We start from the raw sequence: 19,677 nt of genomic DNA, 5'->3' as shown, positions 1-19,677 counted from the left end.
TGTTATGACTGAGCCGGTTGCGGGCTCCGGGAGGGGTATGGACCTGTCAGGCAGATTTGTTGACTGAAAGGTCAGAAACGTGCACGAACGGATTATGCTTTTGTATACAAATAATGCAAATAATGTTTTCGATCCTGTACAGAATATTTGGCGGATTGTGTGCATAACGCCCCGTCATTTCGGGGCCTGTGCAGACTTTACCGGCTGTGTACAATGCGCCATTACTTTTACTGTGACTTTGCCGGGATATCTGCTATTGGTTGCGCCAACAGTGGTCGTACCCGCCCTGATCACGGCAAGGCCCCGCGCCGGATTCTGTTACCACGAGTGCCCATGAACGATCAGTTGCAACCCCTCAAGAAACACTCACGCACGGCCAAGTCCGGCCGTAGCGGCACCCAGGACGACATCGTCTACGCCCACATTTTCGAGGCGATCCTCGAACAGCGTCTGGCGCCCGGCACCAAGCTGAGCGAAGAAGCCCTCGGTGAAATCTTCGGCGTCAGCCGCACCATCATTCGTCGCGCCTTGTCGCGTCTGGCCCACGAAGGCGTGGTGCTGCTGCGCCCGAATCGCGGCGCAGTGGTGGCCAGCCCGAGCGTCGAAGAGGCACGGCAGGTGTTCTTCGCCCGGCGTCTGGTGGAGAAGGCGATCACTGAACTGGCGGTCGAGCATGCCACGGCGGAACAGCTCGGCGAACTGCGGCAGATGGTCAGCGACGAGCGCGACAGTTTTTCCAAAGGAGATCGCGGAGCGGGGATTCGTCTGTCGGGGGAATTCCATCTGAAGCTGGCGGAAGCGGCGAAGAACGCCCCGCTGATCAGCTTTCAGCGCAGCCTGGTCTCGCAGACCTCGCTGATCATCGCCCAGTACGAAAGCGGCAACCGCTCGCACTGCTCGTACGATGAACACACCCAACTGATCGACGCCATCGAAGCCCGCGACGCTACCCTGGCGGTGAACCTGATGATGCATCACATGGATCACATCGACAGCAAGCTCAACCTCGACGAAGACAGCGCCTCCGACGACCTCCACGCCGTGTTCTCGCACCTGATGCTGCCGAAGAAAAAAGCAGGGCGCAGCACGGCGGTCTAAATGTGGCAGTGACGGGGGTGGCGCTCCACCTTGCTCACGAATGCGGTGGGTCAGCCACATCCAGGCTGACTGACAAAACGCCTTCGCGAGCAAGCTCGCTCCCACAAATGCTTAGCCGTTACCAAGATCAGCGTTGAACGCAAATCTCTTGTAGGAGCAATCGGAGGTTACGACGGTCGCGAAGCGGCGGGCCAGTGACATTAATGGCGGCTGGCACACTGCATTCGCGGGCAAGCGCTTCTACCGTTTGCGGCACTGCCTCAACGCCTATGCACCAACGCCCCCGCCGAATACGTTTCGCTCACGGTCCGGTCATCGCCCAGGGTCATCAACACAAACAGCTGCTCTTCAATGCTCGTCGCCTGACTCATGCGGTAGGCCAGCAACGGCGTGGCGTTGAAATCCAGCACGACAAAGTCCGCTTCGCTGCCCGGCTGCAGATTGCCGATCTTGTCTTCCAGCCGCAGCGCCCGTGCGCCGCCCAGCGTCGCCAGGTACAGCGATTTGAACGGGCTCAACCTGGCGCCTTGCAGCTGCATCACCTTGTACGCCTCGTTCAAGGTGTGCAGCAGCGAGAAGCTCGTCCCGGCGCCGACATCGGTGCCCAGGCCGACATTGACCTTGTGCTTTTCGGCCATCGGCAAGTTGAACAGCCCGCTGCCGAGGAAGAAATTGGACGTCGGGCAGAAGGCGATGGCTGACCCGGTTTCCGCCAGGCGCTCACACTCTTCGTCACACAGATGCACGCCGTGGGCAAACACCGAGCGCTCGCCGAGCAGGTTGAAATGGTCGTACACGTCCAGGTAGTTCTTACGGTCCGGGAACAGCGCCTTGACCCACTCGACCTCCTTCAGGTTTTCACTGATGTGAGTCTGCATGTACAGGTCGGGGTATTCAGTCAGCAACTGCCCGGCGAGGGTCAATTGTTCGGGCGTGCTGGTCGGTGCGAAGCGTGGGGTGACGGCGTAATGCAGGCGGCCCTTGCCGTGCCAGCGCTCGATCAGCGCCTTGCTGTCGACATAGCTGGACTCAGCGGTGTCCACCAGATAATCCGGGGCGTTGCGGTCCATCATCACCTTGCCGGCGATCAGGCGCAGATTGAGTTTCTCGGCGGCACTGAACAGCGCCTCCACCGACTCCTTGTGCCGACTGCCGAACACCAGCGCGGTGGTGGTGCCGTTGCGCAGCAATTCCTTAAGAAAGATGTCAGCCACCTGGGCCGAATGCTCGGGGTCTTCGAACTGCTTCTCGCACGGAAAAACGTAGGTATTCAGCCAGTCGAGTAACTGCTCTCCGTAGGAACCGACCATGCCGGTCTGCGGCAAATGGATGTGAGTGTCGATAAAACCGGCGGTGATCAGGGCGTCCTGATAGCTGACGATTTCGACGTCGGCGGCGAGCGTGCCGAGCAGGTCTTCGGCATTGCCGAGGGCAATGATCTTGCCGTTTTCGACCACCATCAGGCCGTCTTCGAAATACTCGTACGACGCTTCCACCGCCACGTCGGCAGGGTCGGCGATGCTGTGAATGATGGCGGCGCGGTAGGCTTTTTGGGTGGTGCTGATATCAGGGGTCATGTCAGTTGATCGTTCTTCCGGGATTCATTGGGCCTGGCTGCGGCGGGACACCGGCAGCAGCTTGGCGACAGGTTCGGCGATGGTGCTTTGCTCGCCGAAATGAGCGTTGTAGGTGGCGATCACTTCGCCGGCGATGGACACGGCGATTTCCATGGGCAGTTTGCCTTTGACTTCGGTCAGTCCCATGGGACAACGCATGCGCTGCACTGCAGCGGCGTCGAAGCCGCGATCCCGCAGGCGATGCTCGAATTTCACGCGTTTGGTTTTCGAGCCGATCAGGCCGAAATAGCTGAAATCGCCGCGCTTGAGAATCGCCTCGGCAAGCTCCAGATCCAGCTGATGGTTGTGGGTCATGACGATGCAATAGCTGCCAGCGGGGAGGTTGTCGACTTCTTCGATGACGTCCTCGCTGAGGATCTGCGTCACGCCTTCCGGCAACTGCGCAGGAAATTCGGCCTCGCGGGAATCGATCCAGCGCACGCGGCAGGGCAGGCTGGCGAGCAACGGGACCAGCGCCCGACCGACGTGGCCGGCGCCGAAAACGGCGATGTGCGCCTGGGGCTGACCCATGGGTTCGAACAGCAACACATTCACGCCGCCGCAGCACTGACCCAGGCTGGCGCCGAGGCTGAAGCGCTCCAGACGGGTGTGCTGGCTGCCGCTGGCGAGCATGTTCCGGGCGATTTCCATGGCCTTGTATTCCAGATGCCCGCCGCCGATGGTGTCGAAGATCCGCCCGGCGCTGACGACCATTTTCGAACCGGCATTGCGGGGTGTCGAGCCACGCTCCTCGATGATGGTCACCAGCACGCAGGCCTCGCCCTGCTGCTGCAAGTCGGCGAGGGCGCTGATCCAGTTATTCATGTGATTCTCCTCAAGCATCGATCGTACCCACGCTCTGCGTGGGCACGGACCCTCTGACGCTTCGCGTCGCCTAGTCGACGCGAAGCGTCTCGGGCTGCATTCCCACGCGGAGCCCCGGAGCAGGTTCTGAAACGATCTCGGCAGCGTTCTCGGCAACTAATTCCGCATCGCGACGCAACGCCCGCATCTGCTCACACCCCCACAACACCCGTTCCGGGGTCGCCGGCGCGTCGATTTTTGGCTGATGCCTGTAATCACCCAGACTCGCCACCGCATCCTTGATCGCGCACCACGCGGCGATGCCCAGCATGAACGGCGGTTCACCCACGGCTTTGGAATGAAACACCGTGTCTTCGGGGTTCTTGCGGTTCTCCACCAGCTTCACCCGCAGGTCCGCCGGCATGTCGGCCACGGCAGGAATCTTGTAACCGGCCGGGCCGTTGGTCATCAGCTTGCCCTTGTCGTTCCACACCAGTTCCTCGGTCGTCAGCCAGCCCATGCCTTGGATGTAGCCGCCCTCGACCTGGCCGATGTCGATGGCCGGGTTCAGCGAGGCGCCGACGTCGTGAAGGATGTCCGTGCGCAGCATTTTGTACTCGCCGGTCAGGGTGTCGACCAGCACTTCGGTGCAGGCCGCGCCGAAGGCAAAGTAATAGAAGGGCCGGCCCCGCGCCTGGCTGCGGTCGTAGAAGATCTTCGGCGTCTTGTAATAGCCGGTGCTCGACAGCGACACCTGGCCCATCCACGCCTGCTGGGCGAGGGTATCGAAGCTGATGACGTGCTCGCCGACGCGCACGTGGCCGTTGCGAAACTCGACCCGCGACTCATCGCACTGGTAATGCTTGGCCGCGAATTCCACCAGCCGCTGCTTGAGGATTTCTGCAGCGTTCTGCGCCGCCTTGCCATTCAGGTCGGCGCCGCTGGAAGCTGCCGTCGGCGACGTGTTCGGCACCTTGTCGGTGTTGGTCGCGGTGATCTGCACGCGGTCGATATCGACCTGAAACACCTCGGCCACCACTTGAGCCACTTTGACGTTCAGACCCTGGCCCATCTCGGTGCCGCCATGATTGAGGTGGATGCTGCCGTCGGTGTAGATGTGGATCAGCGCGCCGGCCTGATTGAGGAAACTGGCGGTGAAGGAAATGCCGAATTTCACCGGGATCAGGGCCAAGCCTTTCTTCAGAATCGGGCTGTTGGCGTTGTAAGCCTTGATCGCTTTGCGCCGCTCCGCGTAGTTACTGCTTTCCTCCAGCTCGGCGGTCATTTCTTCGAGCATGTTGTGCTCGACCGTCTGGTGGTAATGGGTGACGTTGCGCTCGGTCTTGCCGTAGTAGTTGGCCTTGCGTACTGCCAGCGGGTCCTTGCCCAGATGCCGCGCGATGACGTCCATCACTTCCTCGATGGCGACCATCCCCTGGGGGCCGCCGAAGCCGCGGTATGCCGTGTTGGACGCGGTGTTGGTCTTGCAGCGATGGCCATTGATCGTGGCGTCGCCCAGGTAGTAGGAGTTGTCGGCGTGGAACATCGCGCGGTCGACGATGGACGCCGACAGGTCAGGCGAATACCCGCAGTTGCCTGCCAGTTCCAGCTGAATCCCGTGCAGGCGTCCGTCGTCGTCAAAACCCACGTCGTACTCGACGTAAAACGGGTGGCGCTTGCCGGTCATCATCATGTCTTCCATGCGCGGCAGGCGCATCTTGGTCGGCTGCCCGGTCAGTCGCGCCACCACCGCACACAGGCACGCGGGGCTCGCGGCCTGGGTTTCCTTGCCGCCAAAGCCGCCGCCCATGCGGCGCATGTCGACGACGATCTTGTTCATCGACACATCCAGCACTTCGGCGACGAGCTTCTGCACTTCGGTCGGGTTCTGCGTCGAGCAATAGACGATCATGCCGCCGTCTTCGGTGGGCATCACCGACGAAATCTGCGTTTCCAGGTAGAAGTGTTCCTGACCGCCGATGTGCAGCGTGCCCTGAATCCGGTGGGTCGCGGAGGCCAGCGCCGTTGCCGAATCACCGCGCTGATGGGTGTGGCTGTCGAGCACGAAGTGTTTGTTGCGGTAGGCCTGAACCACGTCGAGCACCGGCTCAAGGTCTTCGTATTCGATGATCGCGGCCATCGCCGCCTTGCGCGCGGTTTCCAGATCCCGGGCGGCCACGGCAATCACCGGTTGACCGACGAATTCGACCGTGTCGATGGCCAGCAACGGGTCGCCGGGCAGCAGCGGGCCGATGTCCTTGAGGCCCGGAATGTCTTCGTGGGTGATGGCGATGCGCACGCCGTCGAAGGCGTAGCAGGGCGACACGTCAACGCGGACGATGCGCGCGTGGGCACGGTCGGACAGCCGCGCATACACGTGCAGCTGATTGGGGAATTCGAGGCGGTCGTCGATGTAGATCGCTTCGCCGGAGACGTGCTTGTCGGCGCTGTCGTGCTTGACGCTGCGGCCCACGCCGGTGGTCAGGTCCTGTTGAAACAGGGCGACCATCTCTTCTTGGGACCTGGCTGAATGATGATTAGACATAAGCTGTCACCCGCGTCTGGATGTGAGGCGTTTGCACTTCAATGAAGTATTTGCGCAGCAGGTTCTGCGCGCTGAGCAGGCGGTATTCCTTGCTCGCGCGGAAGTCCGTCAGCGGGGTGAAATCCTCGGCCAGCGCAGCGCAGGCGCGCTCAATGGTGGCCGACGTCCACGGCTGGCCGATCAGCGCCTGTTCGCAGTGGGCGGCGCGTTTGGGGATTGCCGCCATGCCGCCGAAGGCCGCGCGGGCGTCAACGATGGCGCCGTTTTCGACGTGTACGCGGAACGCCGCGCAGACTGCCGAGATGTCGTCGTCCAGCCGTTTGGACACCTTGTACGCGCGAAACGTCTGCCGGGCAGTGGCGCGGGGCAAGATGATGCGCTCGATGAACTCGCTTTCCTGACGCACCGTCACCCGGTAATCGATGAAGTAATCCTCCAGCGCCAGGGTGCGGGTCTGCTCGCCCTTGCGCAGCACGATCTTCGCGCCCAGCGCGATGAGCAGGGGCGGGGAGTCGCCAATCGGAGAGGCGTTGCCGATGTTGCCGCCGAGGGTGCCCTGATTGCGGATCTGCAGCGATGCAAAACGGTGCAGCAATTCCCCGAAATCAGGGTACTCGCGGCTCAGTGCTTCGTAGCAATCGGTGAGGGCCGTCGCCGCGCCGATCTCGATGCGGTCTTCGAAGTGCTCGATCTTCTTCATCGCCGCGACGTTGCCGACGTAGATCATCACCGGCAGCGGGCGATGGAATTGCGTCACTTCAAGGGCCAGGTCGGTGCCGCCGGCCAGCAGCCGGGCCTGGGGATTGGCCTCGTAGAGTTGGGCCAGATCCGCCACGGTCAGCGGCACCAGGCAGCGCTTGTCGCCGCTGTTCAGCTCGCCGGTTTGGGTTGGCGCGATGGCCTTGAGCCGGGCGATGGTTTGAGCCTTCAGGGCATCGAACTGGTCCGAAGACGGCTGGCTGCAGCTTTGCTCGGCCGCCGCGAGGATCGGTCGATACCCGGTGCAGCGGCACAGATTGCCGGCCAGGGCTTCGTGGGCCTGGGCGTGTTTCGTTTCGGAGGAGGCGGATTCGGCGCTGTTCTTTTGCAGCGCGAACAGCGACATCACAAAGCCCGGCGTGCAGAAACCGCACTGGGAACCGTGGCAGTCGACCATCGCCTGCTGAACGCTGTGCAAGCGGCCCTGATGCTTGAGGTCTTCGACGCTGATCAGCTGCTTGCCGTGCAGTGAGGCCACGAAGGTCAGGCACGAATTGAGGCTGCGATAACTCAATTGCTCCCGGCCCGCCGCGTCGGTGGTCAGCTCGCCGACAACCACGGTGCACGCACCGCAATCGCCGCTGGCGCAGCCTTCTTTAGTGCCGGGTTTGTGCAGGTGCTCGCGCAGATAGTTGAGCACCGTCACATTGGGGTCCAGAGCCTGTTCGGTTTTCAGCTCTTGGTTCAGGAGAAACTGGATCACGGGTCGCGCCTCGTTCTTGTCGTTAAACAGCACTGGTCACAGCTGCCGGCGGATGGGTCATCGAACATGTCGATGAATCTATCAGCTCTGACTATCGGGTCAATTAATTTCTGACTCAAAGGTCAAGAAATTCATTATTTCAAGAAATGGCCGATAACCCACAAGACGATAACGTTTAAAGACTGAGTGCTCGTGAGCAGAACATGTCCGTGTTTCTGCTTAATTCGTGCCAGTTTCCACAGTATGGCCCTGCGCCACAGACCTGCAGTGCGATACACTCCGCCGCTTGTTTGCGACCAAAGAAGTTGAAGGTAAGAAATGACGTTCAAGGCACCTGACAGCCTCGCCGAGCAGATCGCTCACCACCTGGCCGAGCGCATCATCCGCGGCGAGCTCAAGCCAGGGGAGCGGATTCAGGAGCAGAAGGTCACGGCCGCGCTGAACGTGAGCCGAGGCTCGGTGCGCGAGGCCTTGCTGATCCTCGAGCGCCGCCATCTGATCGTGATCCTGCCCCGTCGCGGCGCGCAGGTCTCGGTCCTGACCCCGCACAACATCACCAGCCTCTGCGCCCTCATGAGCGAGATGTACATCCTGCTCGGTCTGGCCGTGGCGCGCAGCTGGAAAGAGCCGGTTGACCTTGCGGCGTTCCAGCAGATTCAGCAGCGGCTTATCGCCAGTTGCGAGCGCCAGGACGTAAAGGGCTTCGTTGAAGAGAGTTTCAACGTGATGCGCGCGGCCTATCCGTTCGCCAACAACCCGTACCTGGAAGAGACCGTCGAGAACCTGCAGCCGTCCATGAGCCGCTTCTACTTCCTTGCCCTGGATCAACGCCAGGCGGAAATGAGCGAGTACCTGACCCTCTTCGGCCAGTTGCTCGAAGCGGTGGTGGCGCGGGATCTGGTGCGGATCCGCGACGTACTGACCTGCTACGCCGAGCGCAGCTGCCAATCGGTTTTGTCTGCCCTGGCGGCCAGCTGATTCATGCGCCTCAAGTGCATCAGGCTGGCGGGGTTCAAATCGTTCGTCGACCCGACGACGGTGAACTTCCCCAGCAACATGGCGGCCGTGGTCGGCCCCAATGGATGCGGCAAATCCAACATCATCGATGCGGTGCGCTGGGTCATGGGCGAAAGCTCGGCCAAGAACCTGCGCGGCGAGTCGATGACCGACGTCATCTTCAACGGCTCCACCAGCCGCAAGCCAGTGAGCCAGGCGAGCATCGAGCTGGTTTTCGACAACTCCGACGGCACCCTGGTCGGCGAATACGCCAGCTACGCGGAAATTTCCATCCGCCGCAAAGTCACCCGCGACAGCCAGAACAGCTATTACCTTAACGGCACCAAATGCCGTCGCCGCGACATCACCGACATCTTTCTCGGCACCGGCCTGGGCCCACGCAGCTACTCGATCATCGAGCAGGGCATGATCTCCAAGCTGATCGAAGCCAAGCCCGAGGACCTGCGCAATTTCATCGAAGAAGCCGCCGGCATCTCCAAGTACAAGGAGCGCCGTCGCGACACCGAAAACCGCATCCGCCGCACCCACGAGAACCTGGCGCGCCTGACCGATTTGCGCGAAGAACTGGGTCGGCAGCTGGAGCGTCTGCAGCGTCAGGCCCAGGCCGCCGAGAAGTATCAGGAATATAAAGCCGAAGAGCGTCAGCTCAAGGCGCAGCTGTCGGCGTTGCGCTGGCAGGCGCTGAACGAGCAGGTGGCGCAGCGCGAATCGGTGATCGGCAATCAGGAGGTCGGCTTTGAGTCATTGGTCGCCGACCAGCGCAGCGCCGACGCCGCCATTGAGCGCCTGCGCGACGGTCATCACGACCTGTCCGAGCGATTCAACCTGGTGCAGGGGCGTTTCTACTCCGTGGGCGGCGACATCGCCCGGGTCGAGCAGAGCATTCAGCACGGTCAGCAACGCTTGCGGCAGTTGCAGGACGACCTGCGCGAAGCCGAGCGTGCGCGCCTGGAAACCGAATCCCACCTGGGTCACGACCGCACGCTGCTGGCGACCCTCGGCGAAGAGCTGGAAATGCTCGAGCCGGAGCAGGAGATCACCCTCGCCGCCGCCGAAGAATCTGCCGCCGCGCTGGAAGACGCCGAAACCGCCATGCATGGCTGGCAGGAACAGTGGGACGCCTTCAACCTCACGTCCGCCGAACCCCGGCGTCAGGCGGAAGTGCAGCAATCGCGCATTCAGCAGCTGGAAACCAGCCTGGAGCGTCTGGCCGAGCGTCAGCGGCGTCTGGGCGAAGAGCGTCAATTGCTCGCGGCGGACCCTGAAGACGCGGCAATTCTCGAACTCAGCGAAGACCTCGCCGCCCGGGAAATGGCTTTCGAAGAGCTGACCGCCGAAGAAGAACACCTGATCGAGCGCCTTGAGCAATTGCGTGTCGATCTGCAACAGGCCACCCAGGCGCAACAGCAGGCCCAAGGCGATCTGCAACGCTTGAACGGCCGCCTCGCGTCGCTGGAAGCCCTGCAACAGGCTGCACTCGACCCTGGCACCGGCACCGCCGAATGGCTGCGTGATCATCAGTTGAGCGAGCGTCCGCGTCTGGCGGAAGGGCTGCGGGTCGAGGCGGGCTGGGAAATGGCCGTCGAGACCGTGCTGGGCGCCGACCTGAATGCGGTGCTGGTGGATGATTTCGCCGGTCTCGATCTGGTCGGATTCAGTCAGGGCGACTTGCGCCTGGTAAGTCCCGGTGCTGACGTGACGCGTATCCCTGGCAGCTTGCTGGACAAGGTCGACACGCAGGTCGATCTGACCCACTGGCTGGGCCAGGTCAAACCCGTTGAAACCCTGGACGATGCGCTGGCGCTGCGCGGGCAACTGGGCGCCGGTGAGAGCTTGATCAGCCGCGACGGCTACTGGGTCGGGCGGGATTTCCTGCGGGTGCGCCGCGCCAGCGAAGCCGAAAGCGGTGTGCTGGCGCGGGGGCAGGAATTGCAGCGTCTGGAAGCCGAGCGCGAAGAGCGGGAAGCGACCCTGGCGGCGCTGGACGAGCAGCTGTCGACCCAGCGCGAGCAGCAACGTATCCAGGAAGACAACCGCGAGCAATTGCGCCGCCACTTGCAGGACGAAGCCCGTCAGCAGAGCGAGCTCAAGGCGCAGCTGTCCGCCGCCAAAGCCAAGGTCGAGCAACTGACCCTGCGCCGCACGCGGCTTGATGAAGAATTGACCGAGCTCGCCGAACAGCGGGCCATGGAGCAGGAAACCCTCGGCGAATCCCGCCTGCAATTGCAGGACGCCCTCGACAGCATGGCGCTGGACACTGAACAGCGCGAGTTGCTGCTGGCACAGCGCGACAGCCTGCGCGAGCGTCTGGACCGGGTGCGTCAGGAAGCCCGCCAGCATAAGGATCACGCCAACCAGTTGGCCGTGCGCCTGGGTTCGTTGCGCGCGCAGCATGATTCCACACGCCAGGCCCTGGAACGTCTGGAGATGCAGTCCGAGCGCCTGACCGAGAAGCGCGAGCAGCTGAGCCTGAATCTGGAGGAGGGCGCCGCGCCGCTCGAAGAACTGCGGATGAAGCTCGAAGAGCTGCTGGAAAAGCGCATGGTGGTCGACGAAGAGATGCGCACCGCCAAGAACGCCCTGGAAGACGCCGACCGCGAACTGCGCGAGGCCGAGAAACGCCGCAACCAGGCCGAGCAGCAATCAGCGCTGTTGCGTGGGCAACTGGAGCAGCAGCGCCTTGAATGGCAATCGCTGACCGTAAGACGCAAGGCGCTTCAGGAGCAACTGCACGAAGACGGCTACGACCTGGATGGCGTATTGGCGACGCTCACCGCCGAGGCGAACGAGAAGGCCGCCGAAGAAGAACTGGAACGCATCGCTGCGCGAATTCAGCGTCTGGGCGCGATCAACCTCGCCGCCATCGACGAGTATCAGCAGCAGTCCGAACGCAAACGCTATCTGGACGCCCAGGACGCCGATCTGGTCGAAGCGCTGGACACGCTGGAAAGCGTGATCCGCAAGATCGACAAGGAAACGCGTAACCGTTTCAAAGAGACCTTTGATCAGATAAACAGCGGAATTCAGGCACTTTTTCCAAAAGTTTTCGGTGGTGGCAGCGCTTACTTGGAACTGACGGGCGAAGATTTACTCGATACAGGGGTGACGATCATGGCGCGTCCTCCCGGCAAGAAAAACAGCACGATCCATTTGCTGTCCGGGGGTGAGAAAGCCTTGACCGCGCTGGCGCTGGTTTTCGCCATCTTCAAACTCAACCCGGCGCCGTTCTGCATGCTCGACGAAGTCGATGCGCCGCTGGACGATGCCAACGTGGGGCGCTACGCCCGGTTGGTCAAAGAGATGTCGCAGACCGTGCAGTTCATCTACATCACCCACAACAAGATCGCCATGGAAATGGCTGACCAGTTGATGGGCGTCACCATGCACGAGCCAGGCTGTTCAAGGCTGGTGGCGGTCGACGTAGAGGAGGCGATGGCGCTGGTGGAGTCGTAGCAGGATGCGCAGTTGATCGCGTGGCGATCATGCAGATTTGCAGGGAAAAGTGGTGCACGGGCGTCCAGTACAGGAACCACCGCCGCAGCGTAACAGATGCTTGTGACCTGCCAGATGTAACAGACGGTGTAAAGTTGCCTTTGGTCGTGCTAGCTTAATGTCCACTTTTCCATTTCGCGTGGGTAAAAGGCCATTCAGAACATAGAGTTGGCTCCACGTTTTAAAGGGGTTTGCGCCCTTAATTTTCAGAATTTCATTAGAGGCACGGGACTACATGGAAATCGGTCTGCGAGAGTGGCTGATCGTCATCGGCATTATTGTCATCGCCGGTATTCTGTTTGACGGCTGGCGCCGGATGCGTGGTGGCAAGGGCAAATTGAAATTCAGGCTGGACCGTAACTTGTCCAACCTGCCGGACGACGACGAACCGACGTCCGCTGAAGTGTTGGGCCCTGCGCGCGTTCTCGACACCCATAAAGAACCGAAACTCGACGAGCATGACCTGCCAACGATGAGTGCAGCGCCCCGCGAGCGCGCCGAACGTGAACCGCGACGCGGCAAGCGCAAGGACGAGCCGCACCAGGGTGATCTGAACCTCGGCGCCAATGGCCCGGACCTGTTCAGCGCTCGGGACGATGATTTCCCGGACGACAAGCCGAACCAGCGCATCACCGAAGACAAGGACCTGCCACCGGTTGAGGAAGTGCTGGTGATCAGCGTGATCTCCCGCGACGAAAGCGGCTTCAAGGGACCGGCGCTGTTGCAGAACATTCTGGAAAGCGGTCTGCGCTTCGGCGAAATGGACATTTTCCACCGTCACGAAAGCATGGCCGGCAACGGCGAAGTGCTGTTCTCGATGGCCAACGCAGTCAAGCCGGGCGTGTTCGATCTGGACGATATCGACCACTTCAGCACCCGCGCCGTGAGCTTCTTCCTGGGTCTGCCAGGGCCGCGTCATCCGAAGCAGGCTTTTGATGTCATGGTCGCAGCGGCTCGCAAGCTGGCCCATGAGTTGAACGGTGAGTTGAAGGATGACCAGCGCAGCGTGATGACCGCGCAGACCATCGAGCATTACCGTCAGCGCATCGTCGAGTTCGAACGTCGCGCCCTGACCCAGCGTCGCTGATTGGCGCTCCCACAGAGTCAAGCATCACCAATTGAGCAGCTTCGGCTGCTCTTTTGCATTTCGAGACCACATTTATGAAAGCCGCCGAAACCCGCATCCTTGAACTGCGCGCTGAGCTGGATCAGCACAACTACCGCTATCACGTCCTCGACGAGCCAAGCATCCCGGACGTCGAGTACGACCGGCTGTTCCACGAGCTGAAGGCGCTGGAGGTAGAGAACCCGCATCTGGTAACCCCGGACTCGCCGACCCAGCGGGTGGGCAGTGCGGCGCTGTCGGCGTTCACCCAGGTGCGCCACGAAATCCCCATGCTCAGCCTTGGCAACGCCTTCGAAGAAACCGACATGCTCGAGTTTGATCGTCGGGTCAACGAAGGCCTGGACCTGCCGGCTGCTTCGAAGAAAGTGGAATACAGCTGCGAGCCGAAACTCGACGGCCTGGCGGTCAGCCTGCTTTACCAGAACGGCGCCCTGGTTCGCGGCGCCACCCGCGGCGACGGCACCACCGGCGAAGACATCAGCGTCAACGTGCGCACCGTGCGCAACATCCCGCTGAAGCTGCACGGCAAAGGCTGGCCGGACACCCTCGAAGTGCGCGGCGAAGTGTTCATGTCCAAGGCCGGCTTCGAGCGTCTGAACGCCAGCCAGCTTGAAGTGGGTGGCAAGACCTTCGCCAACCCGCGCAACGCGGCGGCCGGCAGCCTGCGCCAGCTGGATTCGAAAATCACCGCCAACCGCCCGCTGGAATTCTGCTGCTATGGCATCGGTCAGGTGTCCCATGACATCGCCGACACCCACACCGGCAACCTGCAGCAGTTGAAAGAGTGGGGCATGCCGATCAGCCGCGAGATGAAGATCGCCCACGGCATCGAAGACTGCCTGAAGTACTACCACGACATCGGCGAGAAACGTCTGTCGTTGCCGTACGAAATCGACGGCGTGGTGTTCAAGGTGAACAGCATCGCCGCCCAGCGTGAGCTGGGTTTCCGCGCCCGCGAGCCGCGCTGGGCGATCGCCCACAAATTCCCGGCCATGGAAGAACTCACCGAGCTGCTCGACGTGGAATTCCAGGTCGGCCGCACCGGCGCCGTCACCCCGGTGGCACGTTTGAAACCGGTAAAAGTCGCCGGTGTCACCGTCGCCAACGCAACGCTGCATAACATGGACGAAGTGGCGCGTCTGGGCTTGATGATCGGCGACACCGTGATCATCCGCCGCGCGGGCGACGTGATTCCCCAGGTGGTGCAGGTCGTGCAAGAGCGCCGCCCGACAGACGCCCGCGCCGTCGAGATCCCGCAGACCTGCCCGGTGTGCGGCTCCCTGGTCGAGCGCACGCAGCTGATCAAGCGCAGCAAGGGCAAGGAAACCATCAGCGAAGGCGCGGTGTATCGCTGCGTCGGCCGGCTGGCCTGCGGCGCGCAGCTGAAACAGGCGATCATCCATTACGTCTCGCGGCGGGCGATGGACATCGAAGGCTTAGGCGACAAAACCATCGAGCAACTGGTGGACGAGAAGCTCATCGGCTCGCCGGCCGATCTGTACAAGCTGACGTACGAGCAGATCATCGATCTGGAGGGTTTTGCCGACATCTCCAGCAAGAAGCTGCTCAAGGCCATCGACGACAGCAAGCAGCCGACGCTGGCGCGGTTCATCTATGCGCTGGGTATTCCGGACGTGGGCGAGGAAACGGCGAAGGTGTTGGCGCGCTCGTTGGGTTCGCTGGACCGGGTGATTGTGGCGCTGCCGGAGGTGCTGACGTATCTGCCGGACGTGGGTCTGGAAGTGGCCCATGAGATTCACAGTTTCTTCGAGGACGAGCACAACCAGAACGTGATCGGCGCCTTGCTCGGCGAATGCCAGCTGCAGCTGCAGGACACGGGCGATCTGGGCGCGGAGTTCGCGGCGAGCGCGACCTTGGGCGGCCTGCTGGATAAGTTGAATATTCCGTCGGTGGGGCCGGGTGCGGCGCAGAAGCTGGCGGACAAGTTCGGCATCCTTGAGGCGGTCGTCAAGGCGGACTGGCTGGATATGCGGCAGACCCTGCCGGAGAAGCAGGCGCAGGCGGTGCGGGCGTTTTTCGATGTCCCGGAGCACGCGCAGCGGGCCTTGGCGATCGAGCAGCAGCTGAGGGATTTCGGCATGCACTGGCAGAGCGAGAAGAAGGTGGTAGAGGGGTTGCCGCTGGCCGGGCAGACGTGGGTCCTGACCGGGTCGCTTGAGCTGATGAGCCGGGATGTGGCGAAGGAGAAGCTGGAGGGGCTGGGTGCGAAGGTGTCCGGTTCGGTGTCGGCGAAGACCCGCACGGTGGTGGCTGGGCCGGGGGCGGGCTCGAAGTTGACCAAGGCCAATGAGCTGGGGCTGAAGGTGCTCGACGAAGAGGCGTTTGTGGCGTTCCTGAAGCAACAAGGCGTCGAAGTGGGCTGAGGAATGCGCTTGGGATTGGGGCCATATCCATTATCTGTGTGTGCTGGAATTGTGGTTCCGCCCTTACGGCGGGTCACTTTTTCCAAGAGCCGAAAAAGTAACCAAAAAGGCCCTGCTCCTGGTTAGGCCCTTCCGTCGTCAGGGTTCCTTCACTCCGGCCTGGCTCCGTGGGCCCGCGCCGAACGGACATCCCTGTCCTGACGGCGCTCTCGCTGCATCCATGCGGCTCGGCCCACTGCGCGAGACCTGCGTTCAGCCTGCACCCAAGTCGCGATAGGTGTCGTCTGAGCTATCGCGTAAGAAGATCAAGATCAAAAGCTTCCCGGCTAAAGCCGGTCCTACAGTCGGAGCTGGTCCCACTGACGACATATGGTGTCCTTGTAGGACCGGCTTTAGCCGGGAAGAGGCCAGCTCAGGCACCGACATTTTTGCTGATAGCACCCCCCTCCCTGTGGGAGCGAGCTTGCTCGCGAATGCTTTATCCAACACGCCAGATATCCGATGGATGTACCGGCCCCTTCGTGAGCAAGCTCACTCCCACAAGTCCGTAGCGACTGATCTGCCCTCGATCTGCTCTTGATCTGCCTTGCTTTGCTTTTGATCTTTCCTACGAAGCAAGTCCAGACACCGCCAAACGCGACTTTGGTGCAGGCTGAACGCAGGTCTTGCGGAGTGGGTCGAGCCGCATGGATGCGGCGAGAGCGCCGTCAGGACATGGATGTCCGTTCGGCGCGGGCCCACGGAGCAAGGCCGGAGTGAGGGAACCCTGACGAAGGAAGGGCCAAACCAAGAGCAAGCACCCTTGGTTACTTGGGGTGCTTTTCCAAGTAACTCGCCGAAGGCGAAATGCCCGCCGTTAGGCGGGTCCACGGATCTGGACCCTAGTGAAGGAGTAACGACGGCGGCGCGCTTAAAGAGTAGGAGAATCCCACGGAACCCCGGTCACCCTGAGGAATCTAGTGCTTGCAGCCCCATCAGGATATCGCCATGTTCCAGTTCTTCGAACAACTCAGCACACGGATCGCGGCGCCGTTCGCCGGTGAGAGCAAGCGCAACAGCAAAGTCTGGCAATGCCATTGCGGGCAGTCGGTGTTTTTCCGCAACAGTCAGTGCCTGGCCTGTTCGTCTGCGCTGGGGTATCTCCCGGAGCAGAGCAAGATTGCCGCGCTGGAACCGGGCCCCGAGGCGCAGACCTGGCGTCTCACCGACGAGCCCCAGGCCGGGCTCTACCGTCGTTGCGCCAACCTCGACACAGCAGCCGCCTGCAACTGGGTGTTTCCGGCGCCGAATGCCGGAGATTTCTGCATCGCCTGTAGCCTCAACAAGACCATCCCCGACCTGTCCGTGCCGGAAAACCCCGAGCGCTGGGGCAAGATCGAGACCGCCAAGCGCCGGCTGGTTGCGCAATTGATCACCCTCGGGCTTCAAGTCATCCCGAAAAGCGTGGATGAAGAGCGTGGGCTGGCCTTCGAATTTTTGGGCGTCGACCTGGAAGGCAACCTGCCCACCACTGGGCACGCCAGTGGCCTGGTCACCCTCAACGTCGAAGAAGCCGACGATGCGATTCGCGAGAAGGTTCGCGTGCAGATGCACGAACCCTACCGCACGTTGCTTGGGCATTTCCGTCATGAGGTAGGGCATTACTACTGGGATCGTCTGATCGCCGACACTTACTGGCAAGACGGATTCCGCCACCTGTTCGGCGATGACCGCGCCAGCTACGCCGACGCCCTTGATCACCACTACCAGAACGGCGCACCCGCCGACTGGCAGCAGAATTTCGTCAGCGCTTACGCGACCATGCACCCGTGGGAAGACTGGGCGGAAACCTGGGCGCATTACCTGCACATGATGGACGCCGTCGACACCGCCCTGAGCCTGGGCATGAGCGCCCGGGACATGGACCTCGACTACCAGCCGTTCCCGCTGGAAACCTTGTACGACCCTCAGCATCCGGGCGGGCCGGCGTTTCTATCGTTCGTCAATGCGTGGATCGAGCTGGCCGGCATGCTCAACGAGTTGTCCCGCGCCATGGGCCAGGCGGATTTCTATCCGTTCGTGCTGCCGCCGGCCGTCATCACCAAACTGCATTTCATCCATTTGGTCATACAGGGTGCGGGCGGCAAGGCGGATGAAGTCCTGCACGTGCAATAAATCACCCATGTGGGTGACTGCAAATCGTCCCCTGGTACGAAGCGGTGAAAGGGAATCGCCGCTTGTCCGCGACGCCTGCATCGCACAAAAAGCGGTGGTATTTTCCCTATACATATCGTTTTGATACTACTGGCGAAGCGGTTTGCGAAGCGGTCTAAAAGGGATTTCAGTTATGGCCACCCGTGCTCCATTGCCCAAAAACGAGCGTTCCCGGCTTTCGCGCATTACCCACATGGGGCTCATCGATGCGACGGCCGACGATGTGCTCGATCACATTGTCTCGATGGTGACCCATTATTTCGAGGTGCCCATTGCCCTCGTTTCCATCGTCAGTGAGCACCGCCAGTGGTTTCGGGCACGGGCAGGCCTTGATGAGCGCGAGACGCCTCGCGATATCGCTTTTTGTGCCTACACCATCCTCAGCCATGAGGCGTTTCAGGTTCCTGACGCGATGCTTGACGCGCGCTTCAGCGATAACCCGCTAGTGACCGGGGAGCCCCACATCCGCTTTTATGCCGGCGTGCCCTTGGTGACCGCCGATGGTCTTGCCCTCGGCACGCTGTGCATCATTGACACCACGCCCCGGCCGCAACTTGATCCGCGCGACCAGGCCATGCTGGAAATGTACGGCGAGTTGGTGATGAAGCGCCTTAATAACCTGCGCAGTGCCAGCTTCGTCGATCAGCCCACGGGTTTGTTCAATCGCCTGCGTCTTGAGGAGGATCTGGAGGCGTTGCACGATCGCCGCAAACACGCGCTGGTCGCGCTGGACATGGTCGCACCGGCGTTCCTCGACAGCATCGTCAAGGCGCTGGGCTACAGCTTTGCCCAAGAGCTGGTGCGCTGCATGATCGATAACTGCCGCAGCCAGTTGCCTGCCGACACCGCGCTGTACAAAGTCAGCCCCACGCGCATCGCGCTGATCACCCGTCATGCCCGCCCCGAGCAGGCCGAGAGGGTGTTTCGGCAGTTGCTCGAGCATTTTCGTCAGCCGCTGATCTGCCGCAATATTCCCATTCAGATGGACGTCGGCATCGGTGTGCTGCCATTAGGTTTGGACCGCTGCGATGAGCGCGACTGGATTCGGCTGGTGGTCAGCGCGGCGGACGAAGCCCGGGGCAAATCGACGGGCTGGCGTTGGTACGAGCCCCATCTGGACTTCGCTCAGCAACGAGCCTTTCTACTATTGGCCGCGCTGGCCGAGGCGGTGCGCAGCCCGGATCAACTGTCGCTGGTGTATCAGCCGAGGCTGGAAGTGGCGACCGGCCGCATTGTGACCGTCGAAGCGCTGCTGCGTTGGCAACATCCCATGCTGGGTCCGATCAGCCCGATGGAATTCATTCCCCTGGCGGAAAAGACCGCGCTGATTCGCTCGCTCAGCCTCTGGGTGTTGAGAAAGGCCGTCGCCCAGGCGGTGATCTGGCAGGCGCAGGGTTACGCTTTCAAGGTCGCAATGAACGTGTCGGCCATCGACCTTGCGAATTCATCGTTCAGCGATGCGCTGTTTGAGCAGCTGTCGGTCAGCGGTCTTGATCCGAGCGGCTTCGAACTTGAGTTCACCGAAAGCGCGCTGTGCGACAACCCTGAAGTGACCCGCCTGCAGCTGGAGCGCCTGCGCGGGTTGAACATCGACATCGCCATCGATGACTTCGGCACCGGTTACAGCAACTGGACCTACCTGCGGCAACTGCCGGCCACCACGGTCAAGCTCGACAAGTCACTGGTGGAAAACATCGACAGCAATGACAAGGATCGTGGCTTGGTGGAAGCCATCGTCGATCTGGCCAGGCGCCTTGGCTATCGCGTGGTCGCGGAAGGCGCGGAAACCGAAGGCGTCTACGAAATTCTCTGCGAACTGGGTTGCCACGAAGTGCAAGGCTTCCTGGTCGCACGGCCCATGACCGTCAGCGCCCTCGAACACTGGATGAACGTCGAGCGCAGCGGCAAGGTCCGGCAGTTGCGCTCACTGGCCCATTGAG

General features: G+C 61.7%; 11 protein-coding genes. 7 read left to right on the top strand and 4 right to left on the bottom strand.

Translation table 11 applies throughout. The features are described 5' to 3' along the window. Window positions 1-333 precede the first annotated feature (333 nt). Entirely contained in the window at window positions 334-1,098 is a 765-nt protein-coding gene (locus tag FX982_RS23625) for a GntR family transcriptional regulator (protein WP_172612820.1), read from the top strand. Window positions 1,099-1,358: 260 nt separating this feature from the next. On the opposite strand, the gene guaD is transcribed toward FX982_RS23625, so the two are convergent. The 4 genes from guaD to xdhA form a co-directional block, all read right to left on the bottom strand. Further along, window positions 1,359-2,675 carry a guanine deaminase gene (gene guaD / locus FX982_RS23620; RefSeq protein ID WP_172612819.1) on the bottom strand — a complete coding sequence of 439 codons (1,317 nt, stop codon included), beginning with the start codon at window positions 2,673-2,675 and terminating at the stop codon, window positions 1,359-1,361. Between the two features lie 24 nt (window positions 2,676-2,699). Next, a complete protein-coding gene (gene xdhC / locus FX982_RS23615) occupies window positions 2,700-3,539 on the bottom strand; it encodes a xanthine dehydrogenase accessory protein XdhC (RefSeq protein WP_172612818.1) in 840 nt (279 codons plus the stop codon). A 70-nt stretch (window positions 3,540-3,609) separates the two neighbouring features. Next, complete coding sequence (gene xdhB, locus FX982_RS23610; protein WP_254074861.1) at window positions 3,610-6,063, bottom strand: xanthine dehydrogenase molybdopterin binding subunit; 2,454 nt, start codon at window positions 6,061-6,063, stop codon at window positions 3,610-3,612. After that, window positions 6,056-7,525, bottom strand: a complete 1,470-nt coding sequence (gene xdhA, locus FX982_RS23605) for a xanthine dehydrogenase small subunit (RefSeq protein ID WP_172612817.1) — start codon at window positions 7,523-7,525, stop codon at window positions 6,056-6,058. The genes xdhB and xdhA overlap by 8 nt, the downstream gene beginning before the upstream one ends. Window positions 7,526-7,843: 318 nt before the next feature. Here xdhA and FX982_RS23600 point away from each other — a divergent pair, with 318 nt between their 5' ends. From FX982_RS23600 to FX982_RS23575, 6 genes are all read left to right on the top strand, one after another. Beyond that, a complete protein-coding gene (locus FX982_RS23600) occupies window positions 7,844-8,503 on the top strand; it encodes a GntR family transcriptional regulator (protein WP_122537308.1) in 660 nt (219 codons plus the stop codon). 3 nt (window positions 8,504-8,506) lie between these two features. Further along, window positions 8,507-11,995, top strand: coding sequence for a chromosome segregation protein SMC (gene smc, locus FX982_RS23595; RefSeq protein ID WP_172612816.1), 3,489 nt, complete (start codon window positions 8,507-8,509; stop codon window positions 11,993-11,995). Between the two features lie 274 nt (window positions 11,996-12,269). Next, complete coding sequence (zipA, locus tag FX982_RS23590) at window positions 12,270-13,121, top strand: cell division protein ZipA (protein ID WP_122537306.1); 852 nt, start codon at window positions 12,270-12,272, stop codon at window positions 13,119-13,121. Between the two features lie 74 nt (window positions 13,122-13,195). Then, window positions 13,196-15,544: an NAD-dependent DNA ligase LigA gene (gene ligA / locus FX982_RS23585; protein WP_172612815.1), complete on the top strand. Its 2,349-nt coding sequence runs from the start codon at window positions 13,196-13,198 to the stop codon at window positions 15,542-15,544. A gap of 987 nt (window positions 15,545-16,531) precedes the next feature. Next, entirely contained in the window at window positions 16,532-17,698 is a 1,167-nt protein-coding gene (locus FX982_RS23580) for a zinc-binding metallopeptidase family protein (protein ID WP_172612814.1), read from the top strand. Window positions 17,699-17,870: 172 nt separating this feature from the next. After that, complete coding sequence (locus tag FX982_RS23575; RefSeq protein WP_172612813.1) at window positions 17,871-19,676, top strand: putative bifunctional diguanylate cyclase/phosphodiesterase; 1,806 nt, start codon at window positions 17,871-17,873, stop codon at window positions 19,674-19,676. Window position 19,677 lies beyond the last annotated feature (1 nt).

Origin of the sequence: Pseudomonas graminis, from assembly GCF_013201545.1 — a bacterium.
Taxonomy (GTDB): domain Bacteria; phylum Pseudomonadota; class Gammaproteobacteria; order Pseudomonadales; family Pseudomonadaceae; genus Aquipseudomonas.
The sequence above is the reverse complement of the archived record's forward strand: the minus strand, read 5'-3'. Positions and strand labels throughout refer to the sequence as shown.

Bases quoted from the DNA above. Each gene is read 5' to 3' on its own strand.
- FX982_RS23625 (WP_172612820.1), top strand. From the start codon at position 334: ATGAACGATCAGTTGCAACCCCTCAAGAAACACTCACGCACGGCCAAG.
- guaD (WP_172612819.1), bottom strand. From the start codon at position 2,675: ATGACCCCTGATATCAGCACCACCCAAAAAGCCTACCGCGCCGCCATC.
- xdhC (WP_172612818.1), bottom strand. From the start codon at position 3,539: ATGAATAACTGGATCAGCGCCCTCGCCGACTTGCAGCAGCAGGGCGAG.
- xdhB (WP_254074861.1), bottom strand. From the start codon at position 6,063: ATGTCTAATCATCATTCAGCCAGGTCCCAAGAAGAGATGGTCGCCCTG.
- FX982_RS23600 (WP_122537308.1), top strand. From the start codon at position 7,844: ATGACGTTCAAGGCACCTGACAGCCTCGCCGAGCAGATCGCTCACCAC.
- smc (WP_172612816.1), top strand. From the start codon at position 8,507: ATGCGCCTCAAGTGCATCAGGCTGGCGGGGTTCAAATCGTTCGTCGAC.
- zipA (WP_122537306.1), top strand. From the start codon at position 12,270: ATGGAAATCGGTCTGCGAGAGTGGCTGATCGTCATCGGCATTATTGTC.
- ligA (WP_172612815.1), top strand. From the start codon at position 13,196: ATGAAAGCCGCCGAAACCCGCATCCTTGAACTGCGCGCTGAGCTGGAT.
- FX982_RS23580 (WP_172612814.1), top strand. From the start codon at position 16,532: ATGTTCCAGTTCTTCGAACAACTCAGCACACGGATCGCGGCGCCGTTC.
- FX982_RS23575 (WP_172612813.1), top strand. From the start codon at position 17,871: ATGGCCACCCGTGCTCCATTGCCCAAAAACGAGCGTTCCCGGCTTTCG.